General features: G+C 65.4%; 23 protein-coding genes and 1 pseudogene. 11 read left to right on the top strand and 13 right to left on the bottom strand.

Annotated features, from left to right (window positions below):
* Positions 1-34: 34 nt before the first annotated feature.
* The 3 genes from KUF59_RS20710 to rpsF all read right to left on the bottom strand — a co-directional run bounded on the left by KUF59_RS20710 (position 35) and on the right by rpsF (position 1,857).
* Positions 35-997, bottom strand: coding sequence for a DUF2232 domain-containing protein (locus KUF59_RS20710; protein ID WP_212459413.1), 963 nt, complete (start codon positions 995-997; stop codon positions 35-37).
* A 132-nt stretch (positions 998-1,129) separates the two neighbouring features.
* The gene (gene rpsR, locus KUF59_RS20715; RefSeq protein ID WP_011441353.1) at positions 1,130-1,369 is read right to left on the bottom strand and encodes a 30S ribosomal protein S18; all 240 of its coding nucleotides are present in this window, start codon (positions 1,367-1,369) and stop codon (positions 1,130-1,132) included.
* 5 nt (positions 1,370-1,374) lie between these two features.
* Positions 1,375-1,857, bottom strand: a complete 483-nt coding sequence (rpsF, locus tag KUF59_RS20720) for a 30S ribosomal protein S6 (protein ID WP_212459414.1) — start codon at positions 1,855-1,857, stop codon at positions 1,375-1,377.
* Between the two features lie 342 nt (positions 1,858-2,199).
* On the opposite strand from rpsF, the gene KUF59_RS20725 reads away from it, so the two are divergent.
* The 9 genes from KUF59_RS20725 (at position 2,200) to gmk (ending at position 10,876) form a co-directional block, all read left to right on the top strand.
* Positions 2,200-2,934, top strand: a complete 735-nt coding sequence (locus tag KUF59_RS20725) for a TetR/AcrR family transcriptional regulator C-terminal domain-containing protein (protein ID WP_212459415.1) — start codon at positions 2,200-2,202, stop codon at positions 2,932-2,934.
* Positions 2,931-3,953: a fatty acid desaturase family protein gene (locus KUF59_RS20730; protein WP_212459416.1), complete on the top strand. Its 1,023-nt coding sequence runs from the start codon at positions 2,931-2,933 to the stop codon at positions 3,951-3,953. Before KUF59_RS20725 ends, KUF59_RS20730 begins: the two co-directional genes overlap by 4 nt.
* A gap of 176 nt (positions 3,954-4,129) precedes the next feature.
* A complete protein-coding gene (gene fabD / locus KUF59_RS20735; RefSeq protein ID WP_212459417.1) occupies positions 4,130-5,089 on the top strand; it encodes an ACP S-malonyltransferase in 960 nt (319 codons plus the stop codon).
* A gap of 73 nt (positions 5,090-5,162) precedes the next feature.
* Positions 5,163-5,900 (top strand): 3-oxoacyl-[acyl-carrier-protein] reductase, encoded by a 738-nt coding sequence (gene fabG, locus KUF59_RS20740; protein ID WP_212459418.1) that lies wholly within the window; start codon positions 5,163-5,165, stop codon positions 5,898-5,900.
* A 299-nt stretch (positions 5,901-6,199) separates the two neighbouring features.
* Positions 6,200-6,439: an acyl carrier protein gene (locus KUF59_RS20745; protein ID WP_008130699.1), complete on the top strand. Its 240-nt coding sequence runs from the start codon at positions 6,200-6,202 to the stop codon at positions 6,437-6,439.
* Between the two features lie 103 nt (positions 6,440-6,542).
* Complete coding sequence (fabF, locus tag KUF59_RS20750; RefSeq protein WP_212459419.1) at positions 6,543-7,808, top strand: beta-ketoacyl-ACP synthase II; 1,266 nt, start codon at positions 6,543-6,545, stop codon at positions 7,806-7,808.
* A gap of 133 nt (positions 7,809-7,941) precedes the next feature.
* The gene (gene mltG / locus KUF59_RS20755; protein ID WP_212459420.1) at positions 7,942-9,213 is read left to right on the top strand and encodes an endolytic transglycosylase MltG; all 1,272 of its coding nucleotides are present in this window, start codon (positions 7,942-7,944) and stop codon (positions 9,211-9,213) included.
* Between the two features lie 112 nt (positions 9,214-9,325).
* The gene (locus KUF59_RS20760; protein ID WP_212459421.1) at positions 9,326-10,213 is read left to right on the top strand and encodes a YicC/YloC family endoribonuclease; all 888 of its coding nucleotides are present in this window, start codon (positions 9,326-9,328) and stop codon (positions 10,211-10,213) included.
* A 3-nt stretch (positions 10,214-10,216) separates the two neighbouring features.
* Entirely contained in the window at positions 10,217-10,876 is a 660-nt protein-coding gene (gene gmk / locus KUF59_RS20765) for a guanylate kinase (RefSeq protein ID WP_212459422.1), read from the top strand.
* Here gmk and KUF59_RS20770 read toward each other — a convergent pair.
* The 3 genes and pseudogenes from KUF59_RS20770 to KUF59_RS20780 all read right to left on the bottom strand — a co-directional run bounded on the left by KUF59_RS20770 (position 10,809) and on the right by KUF59_RS20780 (position 14,061).
* Entirely contained in the window at positions 10,809-12,047 is a 1,239-nt protein-coding gene (locus KUF59_RS20770) for a hypothetical protein (RefSeq protein ID WP_212459423.1), read from the bottom strand. The genes gmk and KUF59_RS20770 overlap by 68 nt on opposite strands.
* Positions 12,048-12,202: 155 nt before the next feature.
* Entirely contained in the window at positions 12,203-12,688 is a 486-nt protein-coding gene (locus KUF59_RS20775) for a hypothetical protein (protein ID WP_212459424.1), read from the bottom strand.
* A gap of 23 nt (positions 12,689-12,711) precedes the next feature.
* Positions 12,712-14,061: pseudogene (locus KUF59_RS20780) on the bottom strand (caspase family protein).
* A 223-nt stretch (positions 14,062-14,284) separates the two neighbouring features.
* On the opposite strand from KUF59_RS20780, the gene KUF59_RS20785 reads away from it, so the two are divergent.
* Complete coding sequence (locus KUF59_RS20785) at positions 14,285-14,788, top strand: helix-turn-helix domain-containing protein (RefSeq protein WP_212459425.1); 504 nt, start codon at positions 14,285-14,287, stop codon at positions 14,786-14,788.
* A gap of 42 nt (positions 14,789-14,830) precedes the next feature.
* Entirely contained in the window at positions 14,831-15,598 is a 768-nt protein-coding gene (locus KUF59_RS20790) for a hypothetical protein (protein WP_258769910.1), read from the top strand.
* 38 nt (positions 15,599-15,636) lie between these two features.
* Here KUF59_RS20790 and KUF59_RS20795 read toward each other — a convergent pair whose 3' ends face one another.
* The 7 genes from KUF59_RS20795 to lptF form a co-directional block, all read right to left on the bottom strand.
* Complete coding sequence (locus KUF59_RS20795) at positions 15,637-16,695, bottom strand: alcohol dehydrogenase (protein ID WP_212459427.1); 1,059 nt, start codon at positions 16,693-16,695, stop codon at positions 15,637-15,639.
* A 34-nt stretch (positions 16,696-16,729) separates the two neighbouring features.
* Positions 16,730-17,584 (bottom strand): 16S rRNA (adenine(1518)-N(6)/adenine(1519)-N(6))-dimethyltransferase RsmA, encoded by an 855-nt coding sequence (gene rsmA, locus KUF59_RS20800; protein WP_212459428.1) that lies wholly within the window; start codon positions 17,582-17,584, stop codon positions 16,730-16,732.
* Positions 17,581-18,615 carry a 4-hydroxythreonine-4-phosphate dehydrogenase PdxA gene (gene pdxA, locus KUF59_RS20805; protein WP_212459429.1) on the bottom strand — a complete coding sequence of 345 codons (1,035 nt, stop codon included), beginning with the start codon at positions 18,613-18,615 and terminating at the stop codon, positions 17,581-17,583. The genes rsmA and pdxA overlap by 4 nt, the downstream gene beginning before the upstream one ends.
* On the bottom strand, positions 18,615-19,559 hold the full coding sequence (locus KUF59_RS20810) for a peptidylprolyl isomerase (protein ID WP_212459632.1): 945 nt from the start codon (positions 19,557-19,559) through the stop codon (positions 18,615-18,617). Before KUF59_RS20810 ends, pdxA begins: the two co-directional genes overlap by 1 nt.
* Positions 19,560-19,639: 80 nt before the next feature.
* On the bottom strand, positions 19,640-22,153 hold the full coding sequence (locus KUF59_RS20815; RefSeq protein WP_258769911.1) for an LPS-assembly protein LptD: 2,514 nt from the start codon (positions 22,151-22,153) through the stop codon (positions 19,640-19,642).
* The gene (gene lptG, locus KUF59_RS20820) at positions 22,153-23,250 is read right to left on the bottom strand and encodes an LPS export ABC transporter permease LptG (protein ID WP_212459430.1); all 1,098 of its coding nucleotides are present in this window, start codon (positions 23,248-23,250) and stop codon (positions 22,153-22,155) included. The genes KUF59_RS20815 and lptG overlap by 1 nt, the downstream gene beginning before the upstream one ends.
* Positions 23,247-24,416 carry an LPS export ABC transporter permease LptF gene (gene lptF / locus KUF59_RS20825; RefSeq protein WP_212459431.1) on the bottom strand — a complete coding sequence of 390 codons (1,170 nt, stop codon included), beginning with the start codon at positions 24,414-24,416 and terminating at the stop codon, positions 23,247-23,249. The genes lptG and lptF overlap by 4 nt, the downstream gene beginning before the upstream one ends.
* Between the last annotated feature and the right edge of the window lie 251 nt (positions 24,417-24,667).

Consider the following 24,667-nt stretch of genomic DNA (forward strand, 5'->3'; position numbering starts at 1 on the left):
GTGATGTGAGTTGGTTGGTTGTTCGAAGGTGGACTTAAGGGGTCGGTAGCGGCGGCGGCTGCGACCGGTTGCGCAAGTATCGTTCGCGGAAGCCGAACACGGCATCGGCAAGCCCGAGGATCACCATCGCCAGCACGGGCCATCCGAACACGACGACCATCGCGTAGGTCGAGCCGAGCCAGAACGTGCGGCTCTTCAGCGCGAGCGTCAGCGTGTGCAGCACCGCAAAGCCGGTCAGCGCATAGGCCAGCATCAGCGCCGTCGAGATGATCTGCGCGACCATCGCGACAAGACCGCTGGTGAAGCAGAGGGCGATCGCGACGCAGAGCACCGCGAGCGTCATCGGCGGCAGCTCGGCCCTCATCATGGCGGGCCAGGGGCGGCGCAGCCGGCCCGAGGTCGCCGTCACCTTGGCGCTGAGCCAGAGATTGAGCGTGAGCGTCATCATCGACACGATCGTGGCTGCGGCCGGTGCGATCTTCACCAGCGCATCGATGAATTGGTCGGTCTCGCCAGTGATCGGCGAATCGCTGGCCCTGAGGATGCGCAGGAGGCCGCGACGCAAAGTACTGGTGATGGCGTCGGCGTCAGTGCCGAGCGTCAGCAGCGCGGCCATCGTCGTCAGCGTGGCAAAGCCCGCGATCCAGAGCAGGATGCGGCCGAGCGGATACCATTCGATCTCCGGCTCGGGGGACGCGCCGTCGGTGCCGACTTGCCGGCCGAGCAGCACGAGATGGCCGAGCCACCAGGCGGGCAGCGCGATGGTCACGGCAAAGGCGACGCAATAGGGCAGGCCGAAGAGGGCGCCCAGCCCAATCGCGGCGGCAATGCCGCCGAAGCTCGCGGCGAGCGGGCCCCAGCCGATCGCGGCCACCATCAGCGGCAGCGGGGCGAGATAGAACAGGACGAGCGAGATCAGCGCGCCCGAGACGATCGAGGCGAACATCAGGGCCGACGCAGCGCCGGCGATCAGGGCTATGAGTCCAAATACCATCATCAGCTGTCCCGCTCCCTTCGAGCGGTTAGAGGCCGTATCGCCCCAACCATCGGCAACCGGACGACCCGGAAGCCTTATGAGTTCAGATAAGTCTTGATCGGCGGCCCATCGCCGCCGATCAAGAGCGTCGTATCAGCGGATCACGTAGGGCAACAGGCCCAGGAAGCGCGCGCGCTTGATGGCGCGGGCGAGTTCACGCTGCTTCTTGGCGGAGACGGCCGTGATGCGGCTCGGCACGATCTTGCCGCGCTCGGAGACGTAGCGCATCAGCAGCTTGGAATCCTTGTAGTCGATCTTCGGCGCGTTCGGACCCGTGAACGGGCAGGTCTTGCGGCGACGGAAAAACGGACGGCGGGCGCCAGCTTCAGCCATTGTTCTTACTCCTGGTCCGTCGTGGTGGTTTCAGCTTCGTCGCGGGGGCGGCGCGGGCCGCGGTCACCGCGGTCGCCACGGAAGCCGCCTTCGCGGTCGCCGCGGAAGCCACCCTCACGCTCGCCGCGGAAGCCGCCGCCACGGTCGTCACGCTCGCGATCGCGGTCCGTCTTGCGCATCATCGCCGACGGGCCTTCCTCGAGCTCCTCGACGCGGACGCTGAGATAGCGGATCACGTCTTCGCTGATGCGCTCCTGGCGCTCGATCTCGGCGATCGCCGCGGACGGCGCGTCGATGTTGAGCAGCACGAAGTGCGCCTTGCGGTTCTTGTTCATGCGGTAGGTGAGGGAGCGAACGCCCCAATTCTCGGTCTTGGTGATCTTGCCACCGAGGCCTTCGACGATACCGGTCATCTGCGCAGTCAGTTCTTCGACCTGCTGCGGGCTCGCGTCCTGGCGCGCGAGGAAGACATGCTCATAAAGAGGCATGGTTGTCCTTTCCTAGTGTTAGCGCGTCACCCGGCGTCAAGCCCTTCGAGGCCTTCGGAAAGGACTCGGTATAAGCTCAGAAGGCGGAAGCACGGGACGACGGGCCGACTGGCCCTGCCACAACAGAATCAACTTGTGAGTTTGCTGAGACCGTCCGTTCAGCTCCCGGCCGGGATCTGCGGATGGCGCGCTTTATACGGATTTTGGCTGGGTTGGCAAGGTTTCGGGACCGGATTTTGACCCGGGTGCTTCCGGACCTCTGGACCACCCGGCTGATGGTCGGAAATTACCATCTTGCATTATTTGTTTGTATGACATACAAAGAATGCAAGGGAGGATCCCATGGCAGCCAAGACGATTCAGGCTCCGTTGGAAGGGCCGGCCGGCGATCCCAAGCACGCGGCCCGCGCCACGCGCTCGGCGGGCCGCAAGATGCGCTCGCTGCTGCTCGATGCGGCAAGCCCCCTGTTCAAGGAGCGAGGGCTCGCCGGCGCCTCGATTTCCGAGATAGCGACCGCGGCCGACGCGTTCCCGAGCCAGATCACCTATTACTTTCGCACCAAGGAGGCGCTGTTCGTCGAATGCGCCTGCCGTGACCTGCTGTACCTCGCCCGCAGCACGGAGCAGGCAGCACTGACGGCGCATACGCCGCGCGATTACACGCGCGCGCTCGCAGAAACCGTCACGGCGACCGATTCGGTGGCCTTTTTCGCCGAGGCACTCACCCTGACGCGCCGCCGACCCGATCTCGCGCCGCTGGTCGAGCGCACCATCGAACGGCTGCACAGCGAAGGCGCGCGCGCCTATGCGAGCCAGGTCGAGCGGCACGGCTGGCGATCCTTGCGCGCGCCCGACGAGAGTTCGCGGCGGTTCTGGGCGGTTGCGATCGGCGTCATGCTCGAAGGCTACGCCATGGGCCGTTCGCCCGAGCAATTGTGTGCCGAGATGCTGCGCGTGCTGGGCGAACAGGCCAGAACCGATACAGCGGCGGACAGGACTGCCAATGATGGTGCCCGCCTGCGTCTTGTTGGGGATCCCGGCGCATCGACACCATCGAACGGGGAGAGCGAGACATGACCGCACTTCGCATGCGTGCCCGCGATTTCCTCAGCGAAGACGAACTCGTCGCCGTGCGCGAGCGCGTGACCTGGAAAGGCGTCGCGCTGATCGCCCATGCCTGGGCGCTGATCCTGGGTGCGATCGCGCTGGTTGCGTGGTGGCCCAATCCGCTGACCTATCTGCTTGCGGTCGGGATCATCGGCTCGCGCCAACTGGGCCTCGCCATCCTCATGCATGACGGCGCGCATGGCTGCCTGTCTGCGGACGAGAACACCAATCTGACCCTGAGCCAGTGGTTCTGCGCCTATCCGATTTTCGCGGAGACGCGCGCCTATCGCCGCTATCATTTGCAGCACCACGCGCGCACGCAGCAGGAGGACGATCCCGATCTCGTGCTGTCGGCCCCGTTCCCGATCACCCAGTTGAGCTATCGCCGCAAGTTCATCCGCGATCTCACCGGCCAGACCGGCTATCAGCAGCGCAAGGCGCAACTGCTCAATGCGCTCGGTCCCAATGAATGGCCGCTGGCGCAGCGCGCCGCGCATTTTTGGGCGAAGCTCGGACCGCAATGCGTCGTCAACGCGATCCTGTTTGCGGCGCTCGCGGCGCTAGGGGTCTGGTGGGCCTATCCGCTGCTCTGGCTGGTCCCGCTGCTGACCTGGCAGATGGTCATCACGCGCATCCGCAACATCGCAGAGCACGCCGTCGTCCCCGACAGCAGCGATCCCCTGCGCAACACCCGCACCACCCATGCCAACTTTATCGAGCGTCTGTTCATCGCGCCTTATTACGTGAACTACCACCTCGAGCATCATTTGCTGTTCTACATCCCCTGCTACAACCTGCCGCGCGTGCATCGCATTCTCAGCAGGACGCATGCGGGGCGGATGGAGATACAGCCGAACTATCTGGCCGTGCTGCGGCTTGCGACCGCAAAGCCGAACCAGGACGATCGCCCGGGGCAGTTGGCAAGCAGCGCCCGCCGCGCGCGGGCGGGGGCCGAGGTCGGCGCCGATCAGAAGGCGGGTGGTTTTTAGTCCCCGGCACTCGTTTCGTAACCCATCCCGGTGATGTCAGCGGCTTGACATCCCGGCCCCGGTCAGTGTCTTACGGCCCCCTCTAGAGCATATTGTGGAACCAGGAGCTCGTGCCGGGCGTAGAAGCGGCTGGCGGGTTTCGAGACGGGTCCGGCTCAAACAGCCAGGGAGCGCCGATGACGGCAGCATTCACATTTCCGGGGCAGGGGTCCCAGGCCGTCGGCATGGGCAAGGCCCTGGCGGACGCATTTCCCGCCGCGCGCGCGGTGTTCGACGAGGTCGATGCGGCACTGGGCGAGAAGCTGACAGCGATCATCTGGGACGGCCCGGCCGAGACCCTCCAGCTCACCGAGAACGCCCAACCGGCGCTGATGGCGGTTTCGCTTGCGACCTTGCGGGTGCTCGAGTCCGAGGCGGGTTTTTCCGTGGGGCGGGATGCGGCCTTTGTCGCGGGACACTCGCTTGGCGAGTATTCGGCGCTGGCCGCGGCCGGCGGCCTGACCATCTCCGATACCGCGCGCCTCTTACGCACCCGCGGCCTTGCCATGCAAAAGGCTGTCCCGGTCGGCGCCGGCGCGATGGCCGCACTGCTCGGCCTCGATTACGACGCGGCGATGCAAGTCGCCCAGGAAGCCGCCCAGGGCCAGGTCTGCCAGGCGGCCAATGACAATGGCGGCGGACAGGTGGTCGTGTCCGGTGACAAGGCTGCGGTCGATCGCGCCGTCGAGATCGCCAAGGGCAAGGGCGCCAAGCGCGCGATGTTGCTGCCGGTGTCCGCACCGTTCCATTGCAAGCTGATGCAGCCGGCCGCCGACGCGATGGCGGAGGCGCTGGCGAAGGTCACGATCAAGGCGCCCGCAGCGCCGCTGGTGTCGAACGTGCTGGCAAGCGCCATCACCGACCCCGACGAGATCCGGCGCCGTCTGGTCGAGCAGGTCACGGGCACCGTGCGCTGGCGCGAGTCGGTGGCCTATATGGCCGGGCAGGGCGTGTCGCGCTTCTTCGAGATCGGCGCGGGCAAGGTGCTCACGGGCCTCGTCAAGCGCATCGCGGATGGCGCCGTCGGTGTTGCCGTCGGCGGTCCCAACGATATTGCCGCCGCAAAGGATGCATTGGCCGCTTCGAAGCAGGCCTGATTCTTGTTTTGACGCGTTTTCTTGAAGCGAACCGGTCTCCACTTCGCTGGAAAACGCTCTGAAGGAGTTTCTTATGTTCGATCTGACTGGCAAGAAGGCGCTCGTCACCGGCGCGACCGGCGGCATCGGCGGCGCGATCGCGGCTGCCTTGCACGCCCAGGGCGCGACCGTTGCGATTTCGGGAACGCGCAAGGAAGTGCTGGACGAACTCGCCGGCAAGCTTGGCGAGCGCGCGCATGTGCTGCCCTGCAACCTGTCGAAGGCCGACGAGGTCGAGGCGCTGGTGCCCGCTGCGGAAGCCGCGATGGGCCAGGTCGACATCCTCATCGCCAATGCCGGCATCACACGCGACAATCTCTTCGTGCAACTGCGCGACGAGGATTGGGAAGAAGTCATCAACGTCAATCTGACCGCGACCTTCCGCCTCGCGCGCGCCGCCACCAAGCTGATGATGCGCAAGCGCTTCGGCCGCATCATCGCCATCACCTCGGTGGTCGGCGTCACCGGCAATCCGGGGCAGGGCAACTACACTGCGTCGAAGGCGGGTCTGATCGGCATGATCAAGACGCTCGGTGCCGAATACGCCAAGCGCGGCGTCACCGCGAACTGCATCGCGCCCGGCTTCATCAAGACGCCGATGACGGATGCGCTCAACGACAAGCAGCGCGAGACGATTCTGACCAAGGTTCCCGCCGCCCGGCTGGGGACCCCGGAGGATATTGCGGCTGCTGCCGTCTATCTGAGTTCGAACGAAGCAGCCTATGTCACGGGTCAAACGATTCACGTGAACGGCGGAATGGCCATGATCTGAACCGCCCGACAGGGCGGGCCGGCTGCGGCAAACGGCCGTTTCCGGAGCGAATTGAGGCTTGTAGTCAAGGCAGTTGAAGTATGATAACCGGACCTTCAACGGATGGGCAAAGAACGCCATTGCAGGTTTTGGAAACCCTGTATATTGGCGGTGCGGAGCCTTGGCCGTCGTTCGCCGGGCCCTGCATCGGCTAGGTGGGGCCAATCAAGTTCGTACGCGATTGCGAAGGCAGTTTAACGACCTCGACGGCTCGTATCGTCCCGGGGGGTCGGGTCAAGGGAACAACACGAGGTTAAGCGATGAGTGACATTGGCGAGCGGGTTAAGAAGATCGTGGTCGAACACCTTGGTGTTGAGCCCGAGAAGGTTGTCGACGCTGCGAGCTTCATCGACGACCTCGGCGCCGACAGTCTGGACACCGTCGAGCTGGTGATGGCGTTCGAAGAGGAATTCGGTTGCGAGATTCCGGACGACGCGGCGGAAACGATTCTCACGGTCGGCGACGCCACGAAGTTTCTCGAGAAGAACGCGAAGAGCTAAGGCTCTCATTTCGTGGGACAACATTGAAACCGGCCGGACCGCAGGAACGCGGTCCACCGGTTTCTTGTTATCGGCTGCGAGTATCTTGAACCGGAGTTGAGGTATGAGGCGGGTTGTCGTCACGGGCCTCGGCATGGTGTCGCCCCTTGCGTGTGGCGTCGAGCCGACCTGGAAGCGCATCCTCAATGGCGAGAGCGGTGCACGCAAGATCGAGACCTTCGACGTCTCCGATCTGCAGACCAAGTACGCCTGCAACGTGCCGCGCGGCGACGGTTCCAACGATACTTTCAATGCCGACCAGTGGATGGAGCCGAAGGACCAGCGCAAGGTCGACGACTTCATCATCTTCGCGATGGGGGCGGCGAAGCAGGCGCTTGACGATGCCAATTGGCATCCAGAAAGCGAAGAGGACAAATGCGCGACCGGCACCATGATCGGTTCCGGTATCGGCGGCCTCAACGGCATCGCGGAGACCGCGATTCTGTTGAAGGAGCGCGGCCCGCGCCGCGTCTCGCCATTCTTCATTCCGGGCCGACTGATCAATCTCGCCTCCGGCTACGTCTCGATCGAGCACGGGCTGAAGGGACCGAACCATTCGGTGGTGACGGCCTGCTCGACCGGCGCGCATGCGATCGGTGATGCGGCCCGTCTGATCGCGCTCGGCGATGCCGACGTGATGGTCGCGGGCGGCGCGGAATCGCCGATCAGCCGCATCGGAATTGCCGGCTTCAACGCCGCGCGTGCGCTGTCGACCGGTTTCAACGAGACGCCCGCGAAGGCCTCGCGCCCTTACGACAAGGACCGTGACGGTTTCGTGATGGGCGAGGGCGCCGGCGTCGTGATCCTCGAGGAGCTCGAGCACGCCAGACGCCGCGGCGCCAAGATCTACGCCGAGGTGATCGGCTACGGCCTGTCGGGCGATGCCTATCACATCACCTCGCCGTCCCCCGATGGCGACGGCGGCTTCCGCAGCATGTCTGCCGCGCTGAAGCGTGCAGGGCTGACGCCGTCCGATCTCGACTACATCAACGCGCACGGCACCTCGACCCCGGTCGGCGACGAAATCGAGCTTGGCGCAGTCGAGCGGCTGCTCGGTAACGCGGCCTCCAAGGTCGCGATGTCCTCGACCAAATCGTCGACCGGGCATCTCCTCGGAGCGGCCGGTGCGATCGAAGCGATCTTCGCGATCCTCGCGATTCGCGATAACGTCGTGCCGCCGACGATCAATCTGGATAATCCGTCGGTCGAAACCGCGATCGATCTCGTGCCGCACACCGCGAAGAAGCGTGAGATCAACGTGGCGTTGTCGAATTCTTTCGGATTTGGCGGTACCAATGCTTCGGTGATCGTCCGGCGCCTGGCCAATTAGCTTGCGCTTGCAACGAATCCACCGTTTTGCCTTATTCGGCGATAGTCATAGTGGTGGGCGTGTATTTGGCAGGGCAAGCGCAGGAGTGCGCTGGCTAGGCCGCAATTGAACCGGCAGGATTCAGGTTGCTTCGATGAGTGAAAGGCCGCCCATTTCGCCCCGGAGTCCGCGTGCCGCGCTGGAGCCTGAGCAGCTGCCCCCGCCGCCGAAACGGTCGGACCGCGCGCGCAATCCCTTCGTGATTATCGGCAATGCCATCATCACCATTCTCCTGATCGCGATGTTAGGTGCCGGCGCCGTCTATTATTACGGCCGGCAGATCCTGGAGACGGCGGGCCCGCTGAAGGAAGACAAGATCGTCAACATTCCCTCCCGCGCCGGCAAGCGCGACATCGCCGACACCCTGAACAAGGAAGGCGTCACCGACGTCAATCCATGGGTCTTCATCGCCGCCGTGTTTGCGCTGAAGGCGAGCTCGGACCTCAAGCCGGGCGAATACGCGTTCCAGAAGAACGCAAGCCTGCGCGACGTCGTCGCCACCATCGTCGAGGGCAAGGTGGTGCAGCACGCCGTCACGATTCCGGAAGGCCTGACCTCCGAGCAGATCGTGGCGCGGCTGTCCGAAAACGACATCTTCACCGGCAGCGTGCGCGAAGTGCCGCGCGAGGGCACGCTGCTGCCGGAGACCTACAAATTCCCGCGCGGGACGACGCGCGAGCAGGTGATCCAGCGCATGCAGCAGACGCACAAGCGCGTGCTGGGCGAGATCTGGGAACGCCGCAGCCAGGACATTCCGATCAAGTCGCCGGAGCAGTTGGTCACGCTCGCCTCGATCGTCGAGAAGGAGACCGGCAAGCCCGACGAGCGCAGCCGCGTCGCCGCCGTCTTCACTAACCGCCTGAAGCAGAAGATCAAGCTGCAGTCCGATCCGACCATCATCTACGGCCTGGTCGGGGGCAAGGGGACGCTGGGCCGTCCGATCAAGCGCAGCGAGATCACCCAGCCGTCGCCCTACAATACCTACGTGATCGACGGCCTGCCGCCGGGCCCGATCTCCAATCCCGGCCGCGCCTCGCTGGAAGCCGCCGCCAACCCGGCCCGCACCCGCGACCTCTATTTCGTCGCCGACGGCACCGGCGGGCATTCCTTCACGGAAACCTACGACGCGCACCAGAAGAACGTCGCCAAGCTGCGCGCGATGGAGAAGCAGATCCAGAACGACACCGTGGAGCCCGCTGACGACGCGCAGGCGCCGGCCGCGGCCGCCCCGGCGGACAATGCGCCCACGGCAACGACCAAGCCAACCCAGCAGAAGAAGCCGCCTGCGGCGCGGCCGGCGACCAATCCGCCCGCACCGGCGCGGCAGGGTGCCATTCAAACCACGCCGCCCGTGGTCCAGCGCTAGCCGTCGCACGGCCCTGCGGGCTTTCACGGATTCCACTTTCCTGCAAAAAAGTCTTAAGATTCGCATGCCTTGATGGCCTCGCGAATCTCATCTGTCCGGAGAAGCTCACCCGATGGCGCTGTCGTCCATGACCGGCTTTGCCCGAAGCCACGGTGCGAGCGGGCCTTACACGTTCGAATGGGAATTGAAGTCGGTCAACGCCAAGGGCTTTGACCTGCGCGTGCGGCTGCCACAGGGCTTTGACGAGGTCGAGGCCCACGCCAAGAAGCGCGCGGGCGAGGTGCTGTCGCGCGGCACCGTCTACGCCAATCTCAACGTCAAGCGCGCCAATGCGGCGGCGTCGGTGCGGATCAACGAGGACGTGCTCAATGCCGTGCTGAAAGTCGCGGCCCAATTGTCCGGCCGGGTCGACGCGGTGGCGCCGAGCATCGACGGCCTGCTGTCGATCAAGGGCGTGATCGAGGTCGCCGAGCCCGAGAGCAACGAGGACGAGGACAAGGCGGCGCGCGCCGCCGTGGCCGAAGCCTTCGACAAGGCGCTCGCCGAGCTCGTCGAGATGCGCAAGCGCGAGGGTACCTCGCTCGGACAAATCCTCATCCAACGCGTGGACGAGATCGAGGGATTGGCGAAGAAGGCGGAGGCCTCGCCGGGCCGCAAGCCGGAGGCGATCCGGGCGCGGCTCGCCGAGCAGATCGCGACGCTGCTCGATACGTCCGATCGCTTCGACGCCGACCGGCTCACCCAGGAAGCGCTGATGATCGCGACCAAGGCCGACATCCGCGAGGAGCTCGACCGCATCGCCTCGCACGTCGCGCAGGCGCGCGAGCTGATCGGCAAGGGCGGCCCGATCGGCCGCAAGCTCGACTTCCTGGCGCAGGAGTTTCATCGCGAGGTCAACACCTGCTGCTCGAAGTCGAACGACATCGAGCTGACCAACACGGGGCTCGCCATGAAGAACGTGGTCGAGCAGTTCCGCGAGCAGGTTCAGAATCTGGAGTGATCGATGACGACGGGCGGTCACGGATTTGACGGTGTCGAGCGGCGCGGATTGATGTTCGTGCTGTCGTCGCCTTCGGGCGCAGGCAAGACCACGCTGTCGCGCCTTCTGATCGAACGCATGCCCGGACTGAAGATGTCGGTCTCGGCGACGACGCGCGCGAAGCGGCCCGGGGAGGTCGACGGGCGCGACTATCAGTTCGTCGACAAGCCCAGCTTCGAAGAGATGGTGAAGCAGGACGAACTGCTGGAATGGGCGACCGTCTTCGACAATCGCTATGGCACGCCGCGCGCCCCCGTCGAGGCCGCGCTGTCAGCGGGCCAGGACGTGCTGTTCGACATCGATTGGCAGGGCACGCAGCAATTGCGTGAGAAGGCCCGCGCCGACGTCGTCAGCGTGTTCATCCTGCCGCCGTCGGCGGCCGATCTCGAGAAGCGGCTGCACTCGCGGGCCCAGGATTCCGACGAGGTCATCCGCAAGCGGATGAGCCGCGCCAGCGACGAGATGAGCCACTGGGCCGAGTACGACTACATCGTGATCAACCACGACGTCGACGAAGCCTTCGCCGAAGTGCAGTCGATCCTGAAGGCCGAGCGCCTCAAGCGCGAACGGCGGACTGGCCTCGTTGGATTCGTACGAGGTCTGCAAGGTCAGCTTCAGGGCTAGTCTGCGTCAATCGCGGCCCTTCCTTCGCCAGCCGTTCCAACATTTTGGTGATGATGTCGATGTCGACGGTGTCGGCATCATCGGTCTTTTCCGTCTCGGCGCGGGCTTCGATCGTCTCGGCCTCAGGCTCCGGCGAAACGTCGTCGAAGGCGATCGCCGCCGCCTCCGCTTCATCCGTTGCATGGATGTCGTTCTCCGCCGCGGGGACGGCGTCGCCCACCACGCGAACATCGGCTGCCTCAGTTGCGGGAGCAGCGTCGCGCTGCGGTTGCGGGAGTGCGAAGGAGAAGTCGAACGGTTGCGGCTGCTGTTGCTGCTTCAATTGCTTCAGCCGCTGCAAGCGCGGTGCGGCTGCTTCGGCCCACGGCGCGCGGGCGTTGTCGGCCGGCGGCTCCCAATTGACCCGGCGGCGCGTGCCGTCATGTGCCCGGACGCGCGCGCCGGAGCCGGCGAAACGATAGATCGCGCTGCCGAGGATGCCGGCAAGCGTCAGGGCGCCGCCGATGACGAGGAGCAGCGTTTGCAGCGAGCCGGTCGGCTTGTCGGCGGGAGCCGGCGTCGCCGGCGCTGTGACGGCGGGCGCAGTTGCAGGCTCGGGGGCAGGCTCCGGGGCAGGGCGTGCATCGGCCAGTTTCGTCGCGGGCGCCGCGGCGGGTTGCGGGGCGGGAGCCGTTGCGGCGGAGGCGTCAGGCCAGCGCGCGTTCAGCGCGGGCTGTTCCGCGCTGTCGGCGGAAGCGCTCAGGCGCTGATTGAGGGGCTGAGACGCCGTCGCTTTCGGCGCCAGGATCGATGCCGTCGTATCCTGCGCAACAGTGCCTTGTGGCGTCGGCCATTCGGCGCGCGCATCCTGCATGGAGCGCGGGGCGGGTGTTTCGGGCTTCTGCGAGGCCGCAGTCGTCTGGGTGCTTTGCGCGCTCTTCGTGCCTTCGGCGCGCAGATACCAGCACTGCCGCTTGGTGCCGCGCTCGACGCGGTAATACCAATGTTGGCCCTCGGGCGCCGTCTTCTTCGGCGAGACCAGGCAATCGTCGGCGGCATTGGCTGCGGCGTCATTGGCTGCGGTTGGCGCGGCTTCAGTGCTCGGCGCATTCTGCGACACCGCCGACAACGGCGCTCCCGCCAGCACGCTGGCGAATAGTGCGGATATGAACTTTGCGGTGCGGTTGCCCATCCTGGTCTCCCGGTTACGCCTTACGCAACATGTACGGGAGCCAATCTCGTCAAAGACTTGGGTGGCAATGAGCCCCAAATCCGGAGAGGATGAGGCTTAAATCGGGCCTGCGCAGCGATTGTTCCACCGCGAATTCAGGCCGTTTTCGGTCGCGATTATTGCTTGCTTGCCGTCCAGGTTCCACCGCAGCCGTCGGAGCGGCGCCACGTTCCGGAACCGCCGCGGCCGCTGAGACGGCCAGAGCCCGTGGAGGTCACGCCGTCGCCCCGGCCGAACGTGCTCACGCTTCCGCTCGGGCTGACAGTGCCGCTGACGCCTTCGGCGATCACCTTGCCCGAGGAGACCACGACCGCGCCGGTCGTGGTGCCACCGCAGCCGACGTTCACGACGATCCAGGCGCCGTCGAAACTGCCACCACCTCCACGCCGCGCCGGCTCGTCGGCAGCCGGCTTGCTCCGGCGCGACGACGAGGAAGGCGCAGGTTCTGCCGAGCGATCTTGACGTGAGCCCGACAGGGACTTGTCGTCATTGCCGATCGAGCCTCCGGCGCTGCCGGATTGCGCGAGCGCAAGACCGGGCGACAGGGCCACGGTGAGCAACAGAACGGGTAGGATATCCTTGCGGCGAAAGACGTTCGGCATCTGAAATCCAATTCACCAGAAAATCAGCGACCGGACCCGTCCGCACAGACCGCTCCGATAATGCGGCAAGATTTCCCCGCCTTGTTGCATTCGTCAAGCGCGACCTCCTTGGCCCGCTGCATCGTATCGCGCGCAACCAGCGACCACGACTTGTCCGAGATCGCGAACGCGCCGCATCGGCCGCCATAGAAGGAGAGCTCGATCGGACACTTGGCGCTGCCGCAATTGCCGCGCGCATCCGCCACTGCCGCACGCCGCGAGGCGTGATTCCAGGACATGCCCCATTTGTCATTGTCGGGCCCGTAGACGATCGAGCCTCAGGGCTTGAGATCATCCATCTTGCGCATGCGCATCAAAAGACCTTCGGTGGCTTCGCCGGTCGGCGCCATCGCGATCTTCTCCTGGAGCTTTGTGATCGCGCGCGTCAGATCGCTGCGGCCGTCCGGCGTTTCAGGGTCGAAATTGAGCTCGTAGAGCCGCTCGCTCAGCTCGCTGAGCAGCGCGGGATCCCTGAGCGGCGCTCGATCAGGATCGGGGCGCAGGCTCGTTCCCGGCTGCGGAACGGCTGCGACTTGCGGGCTGGTGCCTTGCGCCGCCGGCGGCACGAAATAAAACGTGCCGTCGATCGGCGAGGACGACACCCAGGGCTGCTGCGCGCCTGATGTCGCCCGCTTCACCGCGAGCCCGACCTGGTTGAAGGTTTGAAAAATGTCGAGGCCGGACTGCTTGATCGTCGTCGCCAGCGCCTTGGTGTAGGGGCTGTGGCCGTCCATGCCGTCCTGTGCGACGTTGCCGGGCTGTGTGGCATAGGAGATCAGCGTGCCCTCGGGCGCGCGCATCTGCGCAAGGCCGCCGTCGGAGGCGCGCAGGCCGCGTGCGCCAAACGGGTTGTTGCGGCAGGCATCGAGGATCACAAGGTTGAGCCGCGTGCCCGAACCCTGCATCTGGCGCAGCACCAGATTGACGTCGGTCATCTGGAAGTCGACGTCGGCTTCGCGCGTCGGATTGGCGCCGACCGGTACCAGATAGTTGGAGCCCGCCACCTGCACGCCGTGGCCGGCATAGTAGAAGAGGGCGACGTCGGCGCCCTGGACCTGCCGGCCAAAGCTCTGCACCGCGTTGTCCATCGCACCCTTGTCGAGATCGAGTTGCGCGCGTCCGCCGACCAGCGTGAAGCCGAGCGCGCCGAGCGTCTCCGCCATCAGCGAAGCGTCCTTGCTCGGATTGTCGAGCGGGGTGATGTTCTTGTAGGCGGAGTTGCCGACCACGAGCGCGATGCGCTTCTCGGCGGAGGCAGGCGCAGCACCGCAGACGACCGCGGCCAGCGCGAACGTTGCCAGCGTCACGATGCGGCCAAGCAGCCCCTTGCGCATCCAAAGCCCCCGCGGAGATGACAAGCATAGTCTATCAGCGGGGAAGGTTGGCGGAAAGCGGTGCGACAAACTGTGCTGTCGGTCACACGCGGTCGCGGATCGAGGCGTCCACGTTCGACATCACGATCTCGGTGACCGGGGCATTCCAGCGCCGATTGCCCATGCGGCCCAAGCGTGAGCGTTGTAAGCTTGCCCTCGCAATGTCGTTTGAGGGAGCATGACGATGGCCCTTCAGAATCAAACCTGCGCGTCGAATTCCGCTGAGCAATCGACGTGGACGGCGGCGGGCGACGAGTTCGTTCTTCTCGACACCGTTCAGCCGCCGGCCCGGATCGCAATGGCCCGGGAGCGCATGCTGCTGAGCCGGCTCTATCTCGGCCTGATCCGCAGCATCAACGACGACTATGGCGCGGATTTCGTCAGGCAGAACGACAGCGCCACGTTCCGCACCATCGGCATCTATCTCTTCCTGCGCACCGCCATGTGCTCGCCGGTGCGCGCGACCACGATTGCGCAAGGCCTGAGGATCCCGCGCGCGACGGTGCTGCGGCGGCTGGAGGAGATGATCAAGCAAGGCTATGTCGAGCGCATCGGCAATGCCTACCGCGTGACCGACAAGGTAAACATTCCCGATCTCCAGCAGCGCTTGCAGCAGCGGGTCGACATGATCCTGGAGACGGCGCGCGAGCTGTCGAAGCTGAGAGAGGCCGGCGGCGCCGCGCATTGAGCGCGGCTGAACCGAGACGTCGTTTGCGCCGACCAAACCGGCATGCGCTTGCCCATTCTTGTCTTGCAACTCCTCGTCGCCGCCGTGAGCGTGTTCAACGTGATCCGCTTCCGGCTCGACAACCTCCTGATCGAGAGGGGGGCTGAGCTCGACCGTCTCGCCCTCGTGGGGCTGGCCGGCGCTGCCATATCGACGGCCGCTGTGCTCGTTCTCTGCTGGCGCGCAACGGCCCTGACTCCACTGCGTGCGGGACTCGCTCTTGTGCTGATCGGGGTGACCGCTCTCTCCGGTGTCGCGCCCGGGATGATCGAATCCCGCGTCAGGGCCGCGGAGCATGCCACGCGCGAGGCTGAACACCAGCAGCGGGAGGACGCATTCGCACGCGAGCTCGCTCAGTGGACCGCCGATATCGACAAACGCGCGGCCGTGGCCCAGCCGCTCGAACCCGAGCAAGCCTGGTCGTTTGTCGATTGCATCGCCAGTGCAGGCTATCGGGACGAGGGAGCCAATCCTCCCAGCGCCCAAGCGCTCGAACTGCTGCGCCGGGCGCTCGCCGCGGGCCTGATCGACGTCAATACGGCGGTGCCGGGTCACCGGCTCAAGGACCCGGTGCCGCGGCCGTTGTTCCTGCAGTTCTACACGGAGCGCGTTGCGCCGGTGCGCAACGTGCTGGCGCGGCAGGATTGGGAGATCATGCGCCTGCTCGCCGCCGGCGGCGCCGATCTCGCGTTATCAGACGCGGCGCCGCTCGTCGCGGACCTCGCAAAGACTGCGGTGGCTGGGCCGTCGCGGTTCGTCAGCTTGAAATAGCTTCGGACTGGGGCGGCCGAACCTCCTCGTCGAGGCGATCAGTTCTTCAGCACGATCCGTCCGACCACCTTGCCGGCGCGGAGTTCGTCGATCCATTTCTGGACGTCGGCCATCGGCTCCTCGCGCATCGGGGTTGGCTTGATCTTGCCGGCGCGGGCGAGCGCCATCAGCTCGTGGCCCTCGGCGAGCGTGCCGACCATGAAGCCTTCGACGGTGAGGCGCTTGTAGACCCACTGCACCGTCGGCAGCGTGAACTGGCCGCCCATCAGGCCTGACACCACCACCTTGCCGCCGCGCGCGGCGACCGCGACCGCAGACGCCATCGACTTCTCGTTGCCGGCGAAATCGACGACCTCGTCAAAGCCGCCGTCGGTCTCCTTCAGGATGCGGCGGATCACTTCGGGCTCGGACGGATCGTAGGCGTTCGCAGCGCCGTTCTTCAGCGCGGTCTCGCGCGCGGCCGGGCTGAGATCGGCCACCGTGATCGGCTGCTTGAACATGGCCTGCGCGAAGGACAGGCCCATCATGCCGACGCCGCCGAGCCCGATCAGCAGCAGATTGCGCTGGCGCGGGCGGTCGACCAGACGCTTGAGCGCGCCATAGGCGGTGACGCCGGAGCACATCAAGGTCGCGGCCTGGTTGACGGGCAGGGGATCGTATTCGAGGAGATACCTTGCGTCGGGCACCAGCACATGGGTGGCAAAGCCGCCGTCAATGGAGACGCCGAGAAAACGCTGCTTGGCGCAGAGATTTTCGTCGCCGTTCTTGCAGTCGCGGCACTGGCCGCAGCCGATCCATGGAAATACCGCGCGCTTGGCGCCGACGAGACCGGCCGGCACGTCCGCGCCGACCTCTTCCACGACACCGGCGATCTCATGGCCGAGTGTGAAGGGCAGCGTCATGCCGCGCGTGGTATCGAGCTTCTTGCCGCCGCCGAGATCGGCATAGCCGTCCTGGATGTGCAGGTCGGAATGACAGAGGCCGCAGCGCTCGATGCGCACCAGCACCTCGCGCGCTTGCGGCTTGGGTGTGTGGACGATGGTTTCGCACAGTGGCGCATCGAACTTCACCAGAGACTGCCGACGCATCAACGCCATTTTTCTTCCTCCGGAATTTCTTATTCAGGTCGTTTCAGCTTTCGCTTCGTATATCCGCCAATTCACGCGCCATGGCAACAAAGCCGGAGACCGGAATGGTCTCCGCGCGCCGCGTCGCATCGACGCCGGCAGCCTGCGCCAGTCGCGCCGGATCGGCCTGCAGCGATTTGAGGCTTTGCCGCAGCATTTTGCGGCGCTGACCGAAGGCAGCGGCGGCGACCTGTTCGAGCAGCCGGCGATCGCAAGGCTCGGGCGCCGCGCGCGGCACGAGGCGTACGACGGAAGACGTTACCTTCGGCGGCGGCACGAAGGCGGATGGCGAGATGTCGAACAGGATCTTTGTCTCCGCGCGCCAGTTCGCGAGCACGCCGAGCCGGCCATAGGCCTCTTCATCCTCGCGCGCGACGATGCGCTCGGCGACCTCGCGCTGAAACATCAGCACCATCATCTCGTACCAGGGCGGCCAGGGCTCAGCTGTGAGCCAGCCGATCAGGAGCTGGGTCGCGATGTTGTAAGGCAGGTTGGCGACGATCTTCGCTTTGGCGCCGCCGAGCAGCGGCCGCGGATCGAAGGTCATGGCATCGCCATGCACGATCTCGAGCCGACCCGGATAGCGCGCGGAGATATCCTTCAGCGCCGGGATCGCCCGCTCGTCATGCTCGATGGCGATGACGCGGGCCGCACCCAGCGCCAGCAGCGCGCGGGTCAGCCCGCCCGGACCCGGACCGATCTCGACGATGGTCGCGTCCTCGAGCGGGGCTGCCGCGCGCGCGATGCGTGCGGTCAGATTGAGATCGAGCAGAAAATTCTGGCCGAGCGATTTGCGCGCCGACAAAGCGTGCTGGCGGATGACCTCGCGGAGCGGCGGGAGGTCGTCGATCGCGCTCATGCGGGTTTTGTGTCGGCCATGCGGCTCGCCAGCTCCAGGGCGGCGACGAGGCTCGCAGGGTTGGCCTTGCCGCTGCCGGCGATGTCGAAGGCGGTGCCGTGATCCGGCGAGGTCCGGATGAAGGGCAGGCCGAGCGTGACGTTGACCGCGTCGTCGAACGCCAGCGTCTTGATCGGGATCAGCGCCTGGTCGTGATACATGCAGACCGCGCAGTCATAGGTCTTTCGCGCGGCGTCGTGGAACATGGTGTCGGCGGGCAGGGGCCCGCGGGCTTCGATGCCTTCGCCGCGCAGCAGCTTGATTGCTGGAGTCACGATGGTCTGCTCCTCGTGGCCGAGCGAGCCGTCCTCGCCGGCGTGCGGGTTGAGGCCGGAGATTGCGATGCGGGGGCGGGCGATGCCGAAATGCGCGCGCAGCTCGGCCGCGACGATGCGCACCGTCGAGACGATCAGCTCGGAGGACAATTGCGCCAGCGCATCGCGCAGCGACAGGTGGATGGTCACGGGCACCACGGCGAGCGACGGCGACCACAGCATCATCACCGGCTGCGGCGCGCGGCCATTACGTGCGGCAAACTCCGCCAAATATTCGGTGTGGCCGGGATGGCGGAAGCCGGCCCGGTAGAGCACGCTCTTGGCGATCGGATTGGTCACGACGGCCGCGGCGCGACCCTCAGCGACATCGGAGACGGCCTGGCGGATGGAGGCCAGCGCGGCTGGCGCGCTGCTGTCATCGGGCCGGCCGGGCTCTGCGGTGGCGATCTCGCCGGTCGCCACCACGGGCAGCGCATCGGCGAAGGCGGCTGCCGCCTCGTGGCTCGGCACGGAAGCGATGCGGATGTCGGCGCCGAGCGTTTTGGCGCGCCGCGCGATCGCGGCCTCGTCGCCGAGCAGGTAGAAGCACGGCAGATTGAGCTCACGCCGCTTGAGCCAGGCTGCGATCGTGATGTCGGGGCCGATGCCGGCGGGCTCGCCCAGTGTCAGCGCGAGAGGCTTTGCGTAAGAAGGCTTTACGGAAGGAGGCCCGGGCATCAGCGATATTCGATCATCGCCGCCTTGCGGATCTCGGCCAGATAGCTCTTCGAGGTCTTCTCGAACTTCTCGACGTACATCTTCTCGCGGATCTCGCGCTTCTTCGGCGTGTCGATCATGGTCGGCTTGCGCGAGCAGAGCACCACCATTTCGATGCCCTGCTTGGTGACCTCGGGCGGGGTGAGATGGCCGACCGGTGTGTCGTCGAGCACCTTGCGCAGCGGCTCGGGCAGGTCTGCGGTGGTCTTGGTCACGCTGTCGCGGATCGCGGCGTTCGGCGTTGAGCGGAACAGGGAGTTGGCTTCATCGCAGCTCCCGACGCGTGAACGATAGAGTTCGGCTTCCTTCTTGCGCGCCTCGAGCGTGGCGTCAGCCGAGCCGCGCGGCACCACCAGCACGATCGGCTGCATCTTGTACTCGGTGCCCTCGACCTGAAGCTTTTCGCCGTTCTCGGCCTGCACCTTGTCGGCAACGTCCTTCTCGCCGACCTGGAGGCGCTCCTTGTAGCGGCCGCGCACGAGGCTGGTCCAAACCATCTCCGAGCGCATGCGGCTCTTCAGCGTCTCCGGGCGGATGCCCTTCATCTCGAGCGACTTGGTGAGCTGGTCCGGCGTGATCCGCATGCGCGAGGCCATGCCGGAATAGGACCCCTCGACGTCGGAAGGGCCGGGATCGACGCCGTATTTCTTGCCTTCCTTGATCTTCACCTTGTCGTCGATCAGCTCGTTGATGATCTCCTGCCGGCTCGGCTTCTTGTGCGACACCAGTTCGTCCAGCCTGCCGCGCTGCTCGATGTCGAAATCGGTGATCGGCTCGCCGTTGACCATGAGCACGATGTTTTGCGCGCGCGAGGGCGTCGTGCCGCCGATCAGCAGCAATCCGGCGCCCACGGTCAGGGCAAGGGCGAAGCGGAGGAGGCGGTGCACTGGCAATGGGGTCGTCATCATTGTCGCTCGCATGTCAGCCAAGGTGAGTTGATCTTGCGATCGGAAACCTCCCGGGGGCCGCCGGGGCATACGCATCACTACTGCATAAAGCCGGTGGAACTGCTCGTCGCCGAGGCCGAGGAAGTTGCCAATGTCCGGAGGCCGAACTGGAACATGAACGCGTGGCTCAATGTCGGCGGGGCGGTGCCGGCGGTGTAGCTATAGGAGGTTACATAGTTCGCCGCCAGCACGAAGCAATCGTCGACGTAGCCGGCGCCGACCACATACTGGTTGATCTTGTTGGCCTCGAGGTCCCAGCGCGCCGAGCCCTGGACCACCCAGTTGGCCGCGACCTTCAGCGAGCCCGAGGTGAGGATGCCCTCGCGCCGCGTCAGATAGCCGAGTTCCGGCTGCGGCGCGTAATTGCCGTAGATCATGCTGACCGACCAGCGGTCGAAATTGGCGCGGCCTTCGGCCTCGAAGCGCTGCACGTTCCAGGTCTGCTCGTCGAGCCGGGTGCGGACGCTGAACGTGTAGGTGCGGTTCGGCGAGTAGTTGACGCGCGCGACGTAGTCGGAGCGCGGCTTGTCGAGGCCCGAGTTGAGGCCGGTGTTGATCTCGTCCTGCACCGCGAAGGAGTTTAGGCCGAACATCTGGTAGGACTGGCCGAACAGCATGTTGATCGAGCCGCCGCGGTCGAACTGCGTGGTCGCCTGCACGCCGACATTGGCGCGGCCGCCGCCTTCGACGCGGTCGTAACCGGAGAACTTGTCGACGCTGAACAGGTTGCTGGCGTCGAACACCATGCTCTGCGCGTCCTCGTTGGGAAGCTTGCCGGCATAGGTCTCGTTCGGCCGGATGATCACTTGCGCGATCGGCTCGACGGTGGTCGTGCCCCACGGCTGCACGTTGATGAAGGGATAGCGGTATTCCAGGCCAACCGTCGGCATCAGCCGCAGCGCTTGGGTGTCGCCGACCGGCAGGAAGTTCGACACGCCCGGCTGGTTGGAGACCGAGGAGTTGATGGCATCGGCGCGCAGGATCGCGAACGGCGTGAAGATCTGGCCGAACGGATCGGTGAACGATTTGCGCCACTGCGCCTCCGCCGTCAGGCGGGTGTAGGTTCCGGGGAAGCCGCGCAACAGACATTGCGTGGGAAGGCGCGCGAGCGGATCGGCCGACGCGGTTGTGCACAGGCCGTTGGTGTTGGCGAGCGTCGTGATCGGATCGAACACGGCGGTCTCGCGCGACAGGTTGAGGAAGCTGGTCTTGTAGCTGAACTCGCCGCCGAAGACGGGGTAGTTGAGCACGTTCGAATAGTCGAGCACCGGCCAGATGATCGGCACCTGGCTCTGGTTACCCGAGAAGCTCAGATAATACATCGTCCGCACGTCGAAGAAGCTGCGGTTGCCGACGCCGGTCAGATAGAGCTGCGACAACGCCTCGGTCGGCAGCAGCAGGAACGACGAGAACGGGTCGCGGTACTGCGCCAGGCGGTAGTCCGACATGAAGTAGTAGTCGGACAGCACGACGCCGTCCCAGCCCCAGACCCATTTGTCGTTCAGCGCGAACTGACCATGGGTTTCGAGGCCGCCGCGGAACTGGCGGTCGCCCGGCTGTCCGGAGAACGCGCTGCGGTCGAGCTGGTCGATGCCATAGGCGCGGATCGAATACGCACCGTCTATCAGGCGCTGGCGGAACTCGGCTTGCCCCAGCACGCCCTGCCGCGTCGTGATGCGCGGGTTGAGTGTGAGGTCGTAGTCCGGCGCGATCGCCCAGTAGAACGGGACTTCGACGCCGTAGCCGAACGTGGTCGTGCTCGAGGTGAAGCCAGGCATCAGGAAGCCGGTCTTGCGCTTCACGGTCGGATCGGGCGTCGAGAAATACGGCATGTAGGCGAGCGGCACGCCGAAGAATTCGAGCTGCGCCGTCTCGAAATACAGCATCTTCTCCTGCTGGTCGTGGATGATGCGGGCACCCTTGACCTGCCAGAGCGGCGGCTTCTTCGGATCGTCCTTACAGGGCGCGCAGGCCGTGTAGACGCCGTTCTCGAATACCGTGTAGTTGCCGCTGGAGCGGTCGGCGCGGGTCGCCGCCATCCGGGTCTGGTCGGCGGTGTCGACGCGCAGCGAATCGACGAAGCCGTCGCGGTAGTCGTCCGACAGATCCATGATCTCGGCATAGGTGATCTTGCCGTCGGCATCCGTCATGCGGATGTTGCCTTCGGCATGCAGCCGCTTGGTCTTCTGGTCGTAGATGACCTTGTCGGCCTCGACGCTGGTGCCGTTGTAGAACAGCTGGACGTTGCCGACCGCCGAGATGCGCGAGTTGTTGTAGTCGTAGTCGACCTCGACCGCCTGCACGAGCATCTGCCCGTCATTGGCGGCCTTCGGCGGCTTGGGACGCGGCGGCAGCGGATTGTAGGTGAAGCTCTGGGCGGCCGCAGGTGTCACGGCGGCGACGTCGGCGAGCCCGGCCAGCGCCAGCGCGGCCAGGAACGCGACCAGGACCTTACGTGCGGGCAAGTTGCGCGCAGGCAAGCCGCCTGCGTTCGCGCGCACCATGGTGCGCAGCGCCAACGCAGACACGAGCCCTCGTCGGACGGCAGTCACTAACCGTCCTCCTGATAGAGCAAGGCCAAAAAGCCGGTGAGGCCGCCCACCACTACGGGCAACCACGCCGCAGCGATCGGATGCATCAACTCAGCCTTGCTCAAGTCTTCAGTCACTTTCGACAGAACGTAGAGCAGAAAGCCTGCGCCCACGCCACTCAAAACCATCTTCTGCACGCCGCCCATCCGGAAGAAGCGCAACGACACGGAGGCCGCCAGCATCACCATGGCTGCAAGCAAAAACGGCTGCGCCAGAAGCTTGTGATACTGGAGTCGATATCCGGCTGTCGCGAAGCCCGAGCTTTCGGAGGAGCGGATGTAGCTCGGTAGTTGCCAAAAGGACACAGTTTCGGGTGTGGAAAAACTGTTGCGGACCTGCGCCTCGGTGAGCGCGGTCGGAATCTCCATGCGGGCCTGGTCCAGCGGCGGCGCATCCAGCGCGTAGCGGCGGACGTTCTTGAACAGCCAGTGGCCGTCCTCGAGCGTGGCCTCGCGCGCCTCGATCCGCTCCTTGAAGTGGAAGTCCGTGTCGAAACGGAACAGCGTCAGGCCGGTCAGGCGCACGCCCTGCTTCTCGCTGCGCGCGGCATTGATGATGACCTGGCCGTCATTGGTGATCTGGTTGAGCCAGAAGCCGGAGGCGTCCTGGATGCCGCCGCCCGGCGTCGAGCCGAACAGCTCGGCCTCCATGCGCTTGGAGAGCTCGCGCAGGTTAGCCGACATCGGATTGTAGGCGACGGTGGCGATGAAGCCGATCAGGAGCGCGCTGCCGAGCGCGGGCGAGATGAACTGCCAGGCCGAGATGCCGGCGGCGCGCGCCACCACGAGCTCGAGCCGGCGGGAGAGGGCCAGGTAGCAGGTCATGGCGCCGATCAGCATGCAGAACGGCGTCAGCTTCTCCAGGAGTTGCGGCACGCGGAACAGCGAGGTCTCGGCAATCGTGATCGCGGAGGCGTTGGCTAACCCTGAGGTCTTGCGCACCATCTCGATGTAGTCGACCAGCACGAGCAGCACGAAAATGCTGGCGAACACGCCGAGCGCGTTGATGACGAAGCGGCCGGCGAAATAGCGCCCGAGCGTGTTGGTGAGCATGCTCATGCGGTCACCGGCCGACCGAACAGCCGCGCAATGCGCGCGTTCGATCTGTTGATGGCCTCGAGCAGGGCCGGCGGCGGTTCGACCACGACGCCGGCAATGATCATCCACAGCCCGCCGCCGATGGCGGCGAACAGCATGGCGTACTGGATCAGGGGGGCGAGTGGCGATTTCACCGCCATCACCGAGCAGGCAAAACCTGCCATGCGCAGGCCGAACACCGCCAGGATCGAGCCGCCGATCGAGAAGTTGCGGCTTTGGCGCGTCGTGCGCGGCGCGCCGAGAAAGGCGAAGGTCAGTGCGGCGAAGGCGAACGGATAGAGCGGCGCCATGATGCGGTCATGCAGCTCCGAGCGGAACTGGCCGGGCACCTGCTTGTAGACGGAATCGTTCTCGGCCGGAGAGAACAATTCCCAGAGGTAGCGCTCGCGGATGCCGAGCGTGACGTCATGGCCCTGGTTGGAGAACTTTGACATGTCGAAGGCGTGGCGGCTGAACGTCACCAGCGCCGGGTCCCGCTTGCCGGTCTCGAAGCGCTGGAGATTGCCGTCCTCAAGCACCAGGAACGATCCGTCGCCGCTCTTCACTACGGTGCCGCGCTCGGCGACGATCGAGTTGCGCTCCTTGGGATCGCGGCGGTCGTCGATGAAGATGCCGGCGAGAATGCCGCCGGGCTGGCGCTCGCGGATCCGGATCGTGAGGTTCTGGTCGAGCTGGGCGAAGCGGCCGGGCTGCAGGATGTTGGTCAGCACGTCGGCGGTGATCTCGGCGTCCCACTGCTTGATGCGGCGCATGCCGTCGGGGGCGAGGTAGGCCGCGATGAAGGCGACCAGCAGCGCCACCACGCAGGTGGCGTAGAAGAACGGATAGAACAGCCGGAACGGCGAGAAGCCGGCGGCATTCATCACGATGATCTCGGAATCGGTCGCAAGCTTGTTCAGGGTGTGCGAGATCGCGATCATCAGCGCGATCGGCGAGATGATCAGGATGAGCGCCGGGATCACGAGACCGGTGATGCCGAGGAAGGTCAGGATGGTCTGACCCTGGCTCGTCATCAGATCGATGCCGCGCAACGCCTGCGTAATCCAGATCACGCCGGTGAGGCTGACCAGGACCAGCGCAAACGACGCGAGCGTCGTACGAAAAATATACCTGTCGATCGACCCCATGCGCGACCGTTCGATCCCCAACCAAGCCCACCAACCACAAACGGATTTTAAGGCTTTCCGACCCATCCCCGAATGGGGATCCCCAAGGGCCGATTCACCGCTCTTCCGCCGACTAATCTCTCACTACCATCCCTTTGATCCGTCAACAAAATGGCTGCCCCATGGCACCGTTAGGATATGGTTAATATTTCCCTCGTTGTGGCCTTGGCGCCACGGGCGGCGCTTGGCACGGCCCGCCCGGTCGGGCCATA

The sequence above is a fragment of the Bradyrhizobium arachidis genome, from assembly GCF_024758505.1.
In the GTDB taxonomy this organism is placed as follows: domain Bacteria; phylum Pseudomonadota; class Alphaproteobacteria; order Rhizobiales; family Xanthobacteraceae; genus Bradyrhizobium; species Bradyrhizobium manausense_C.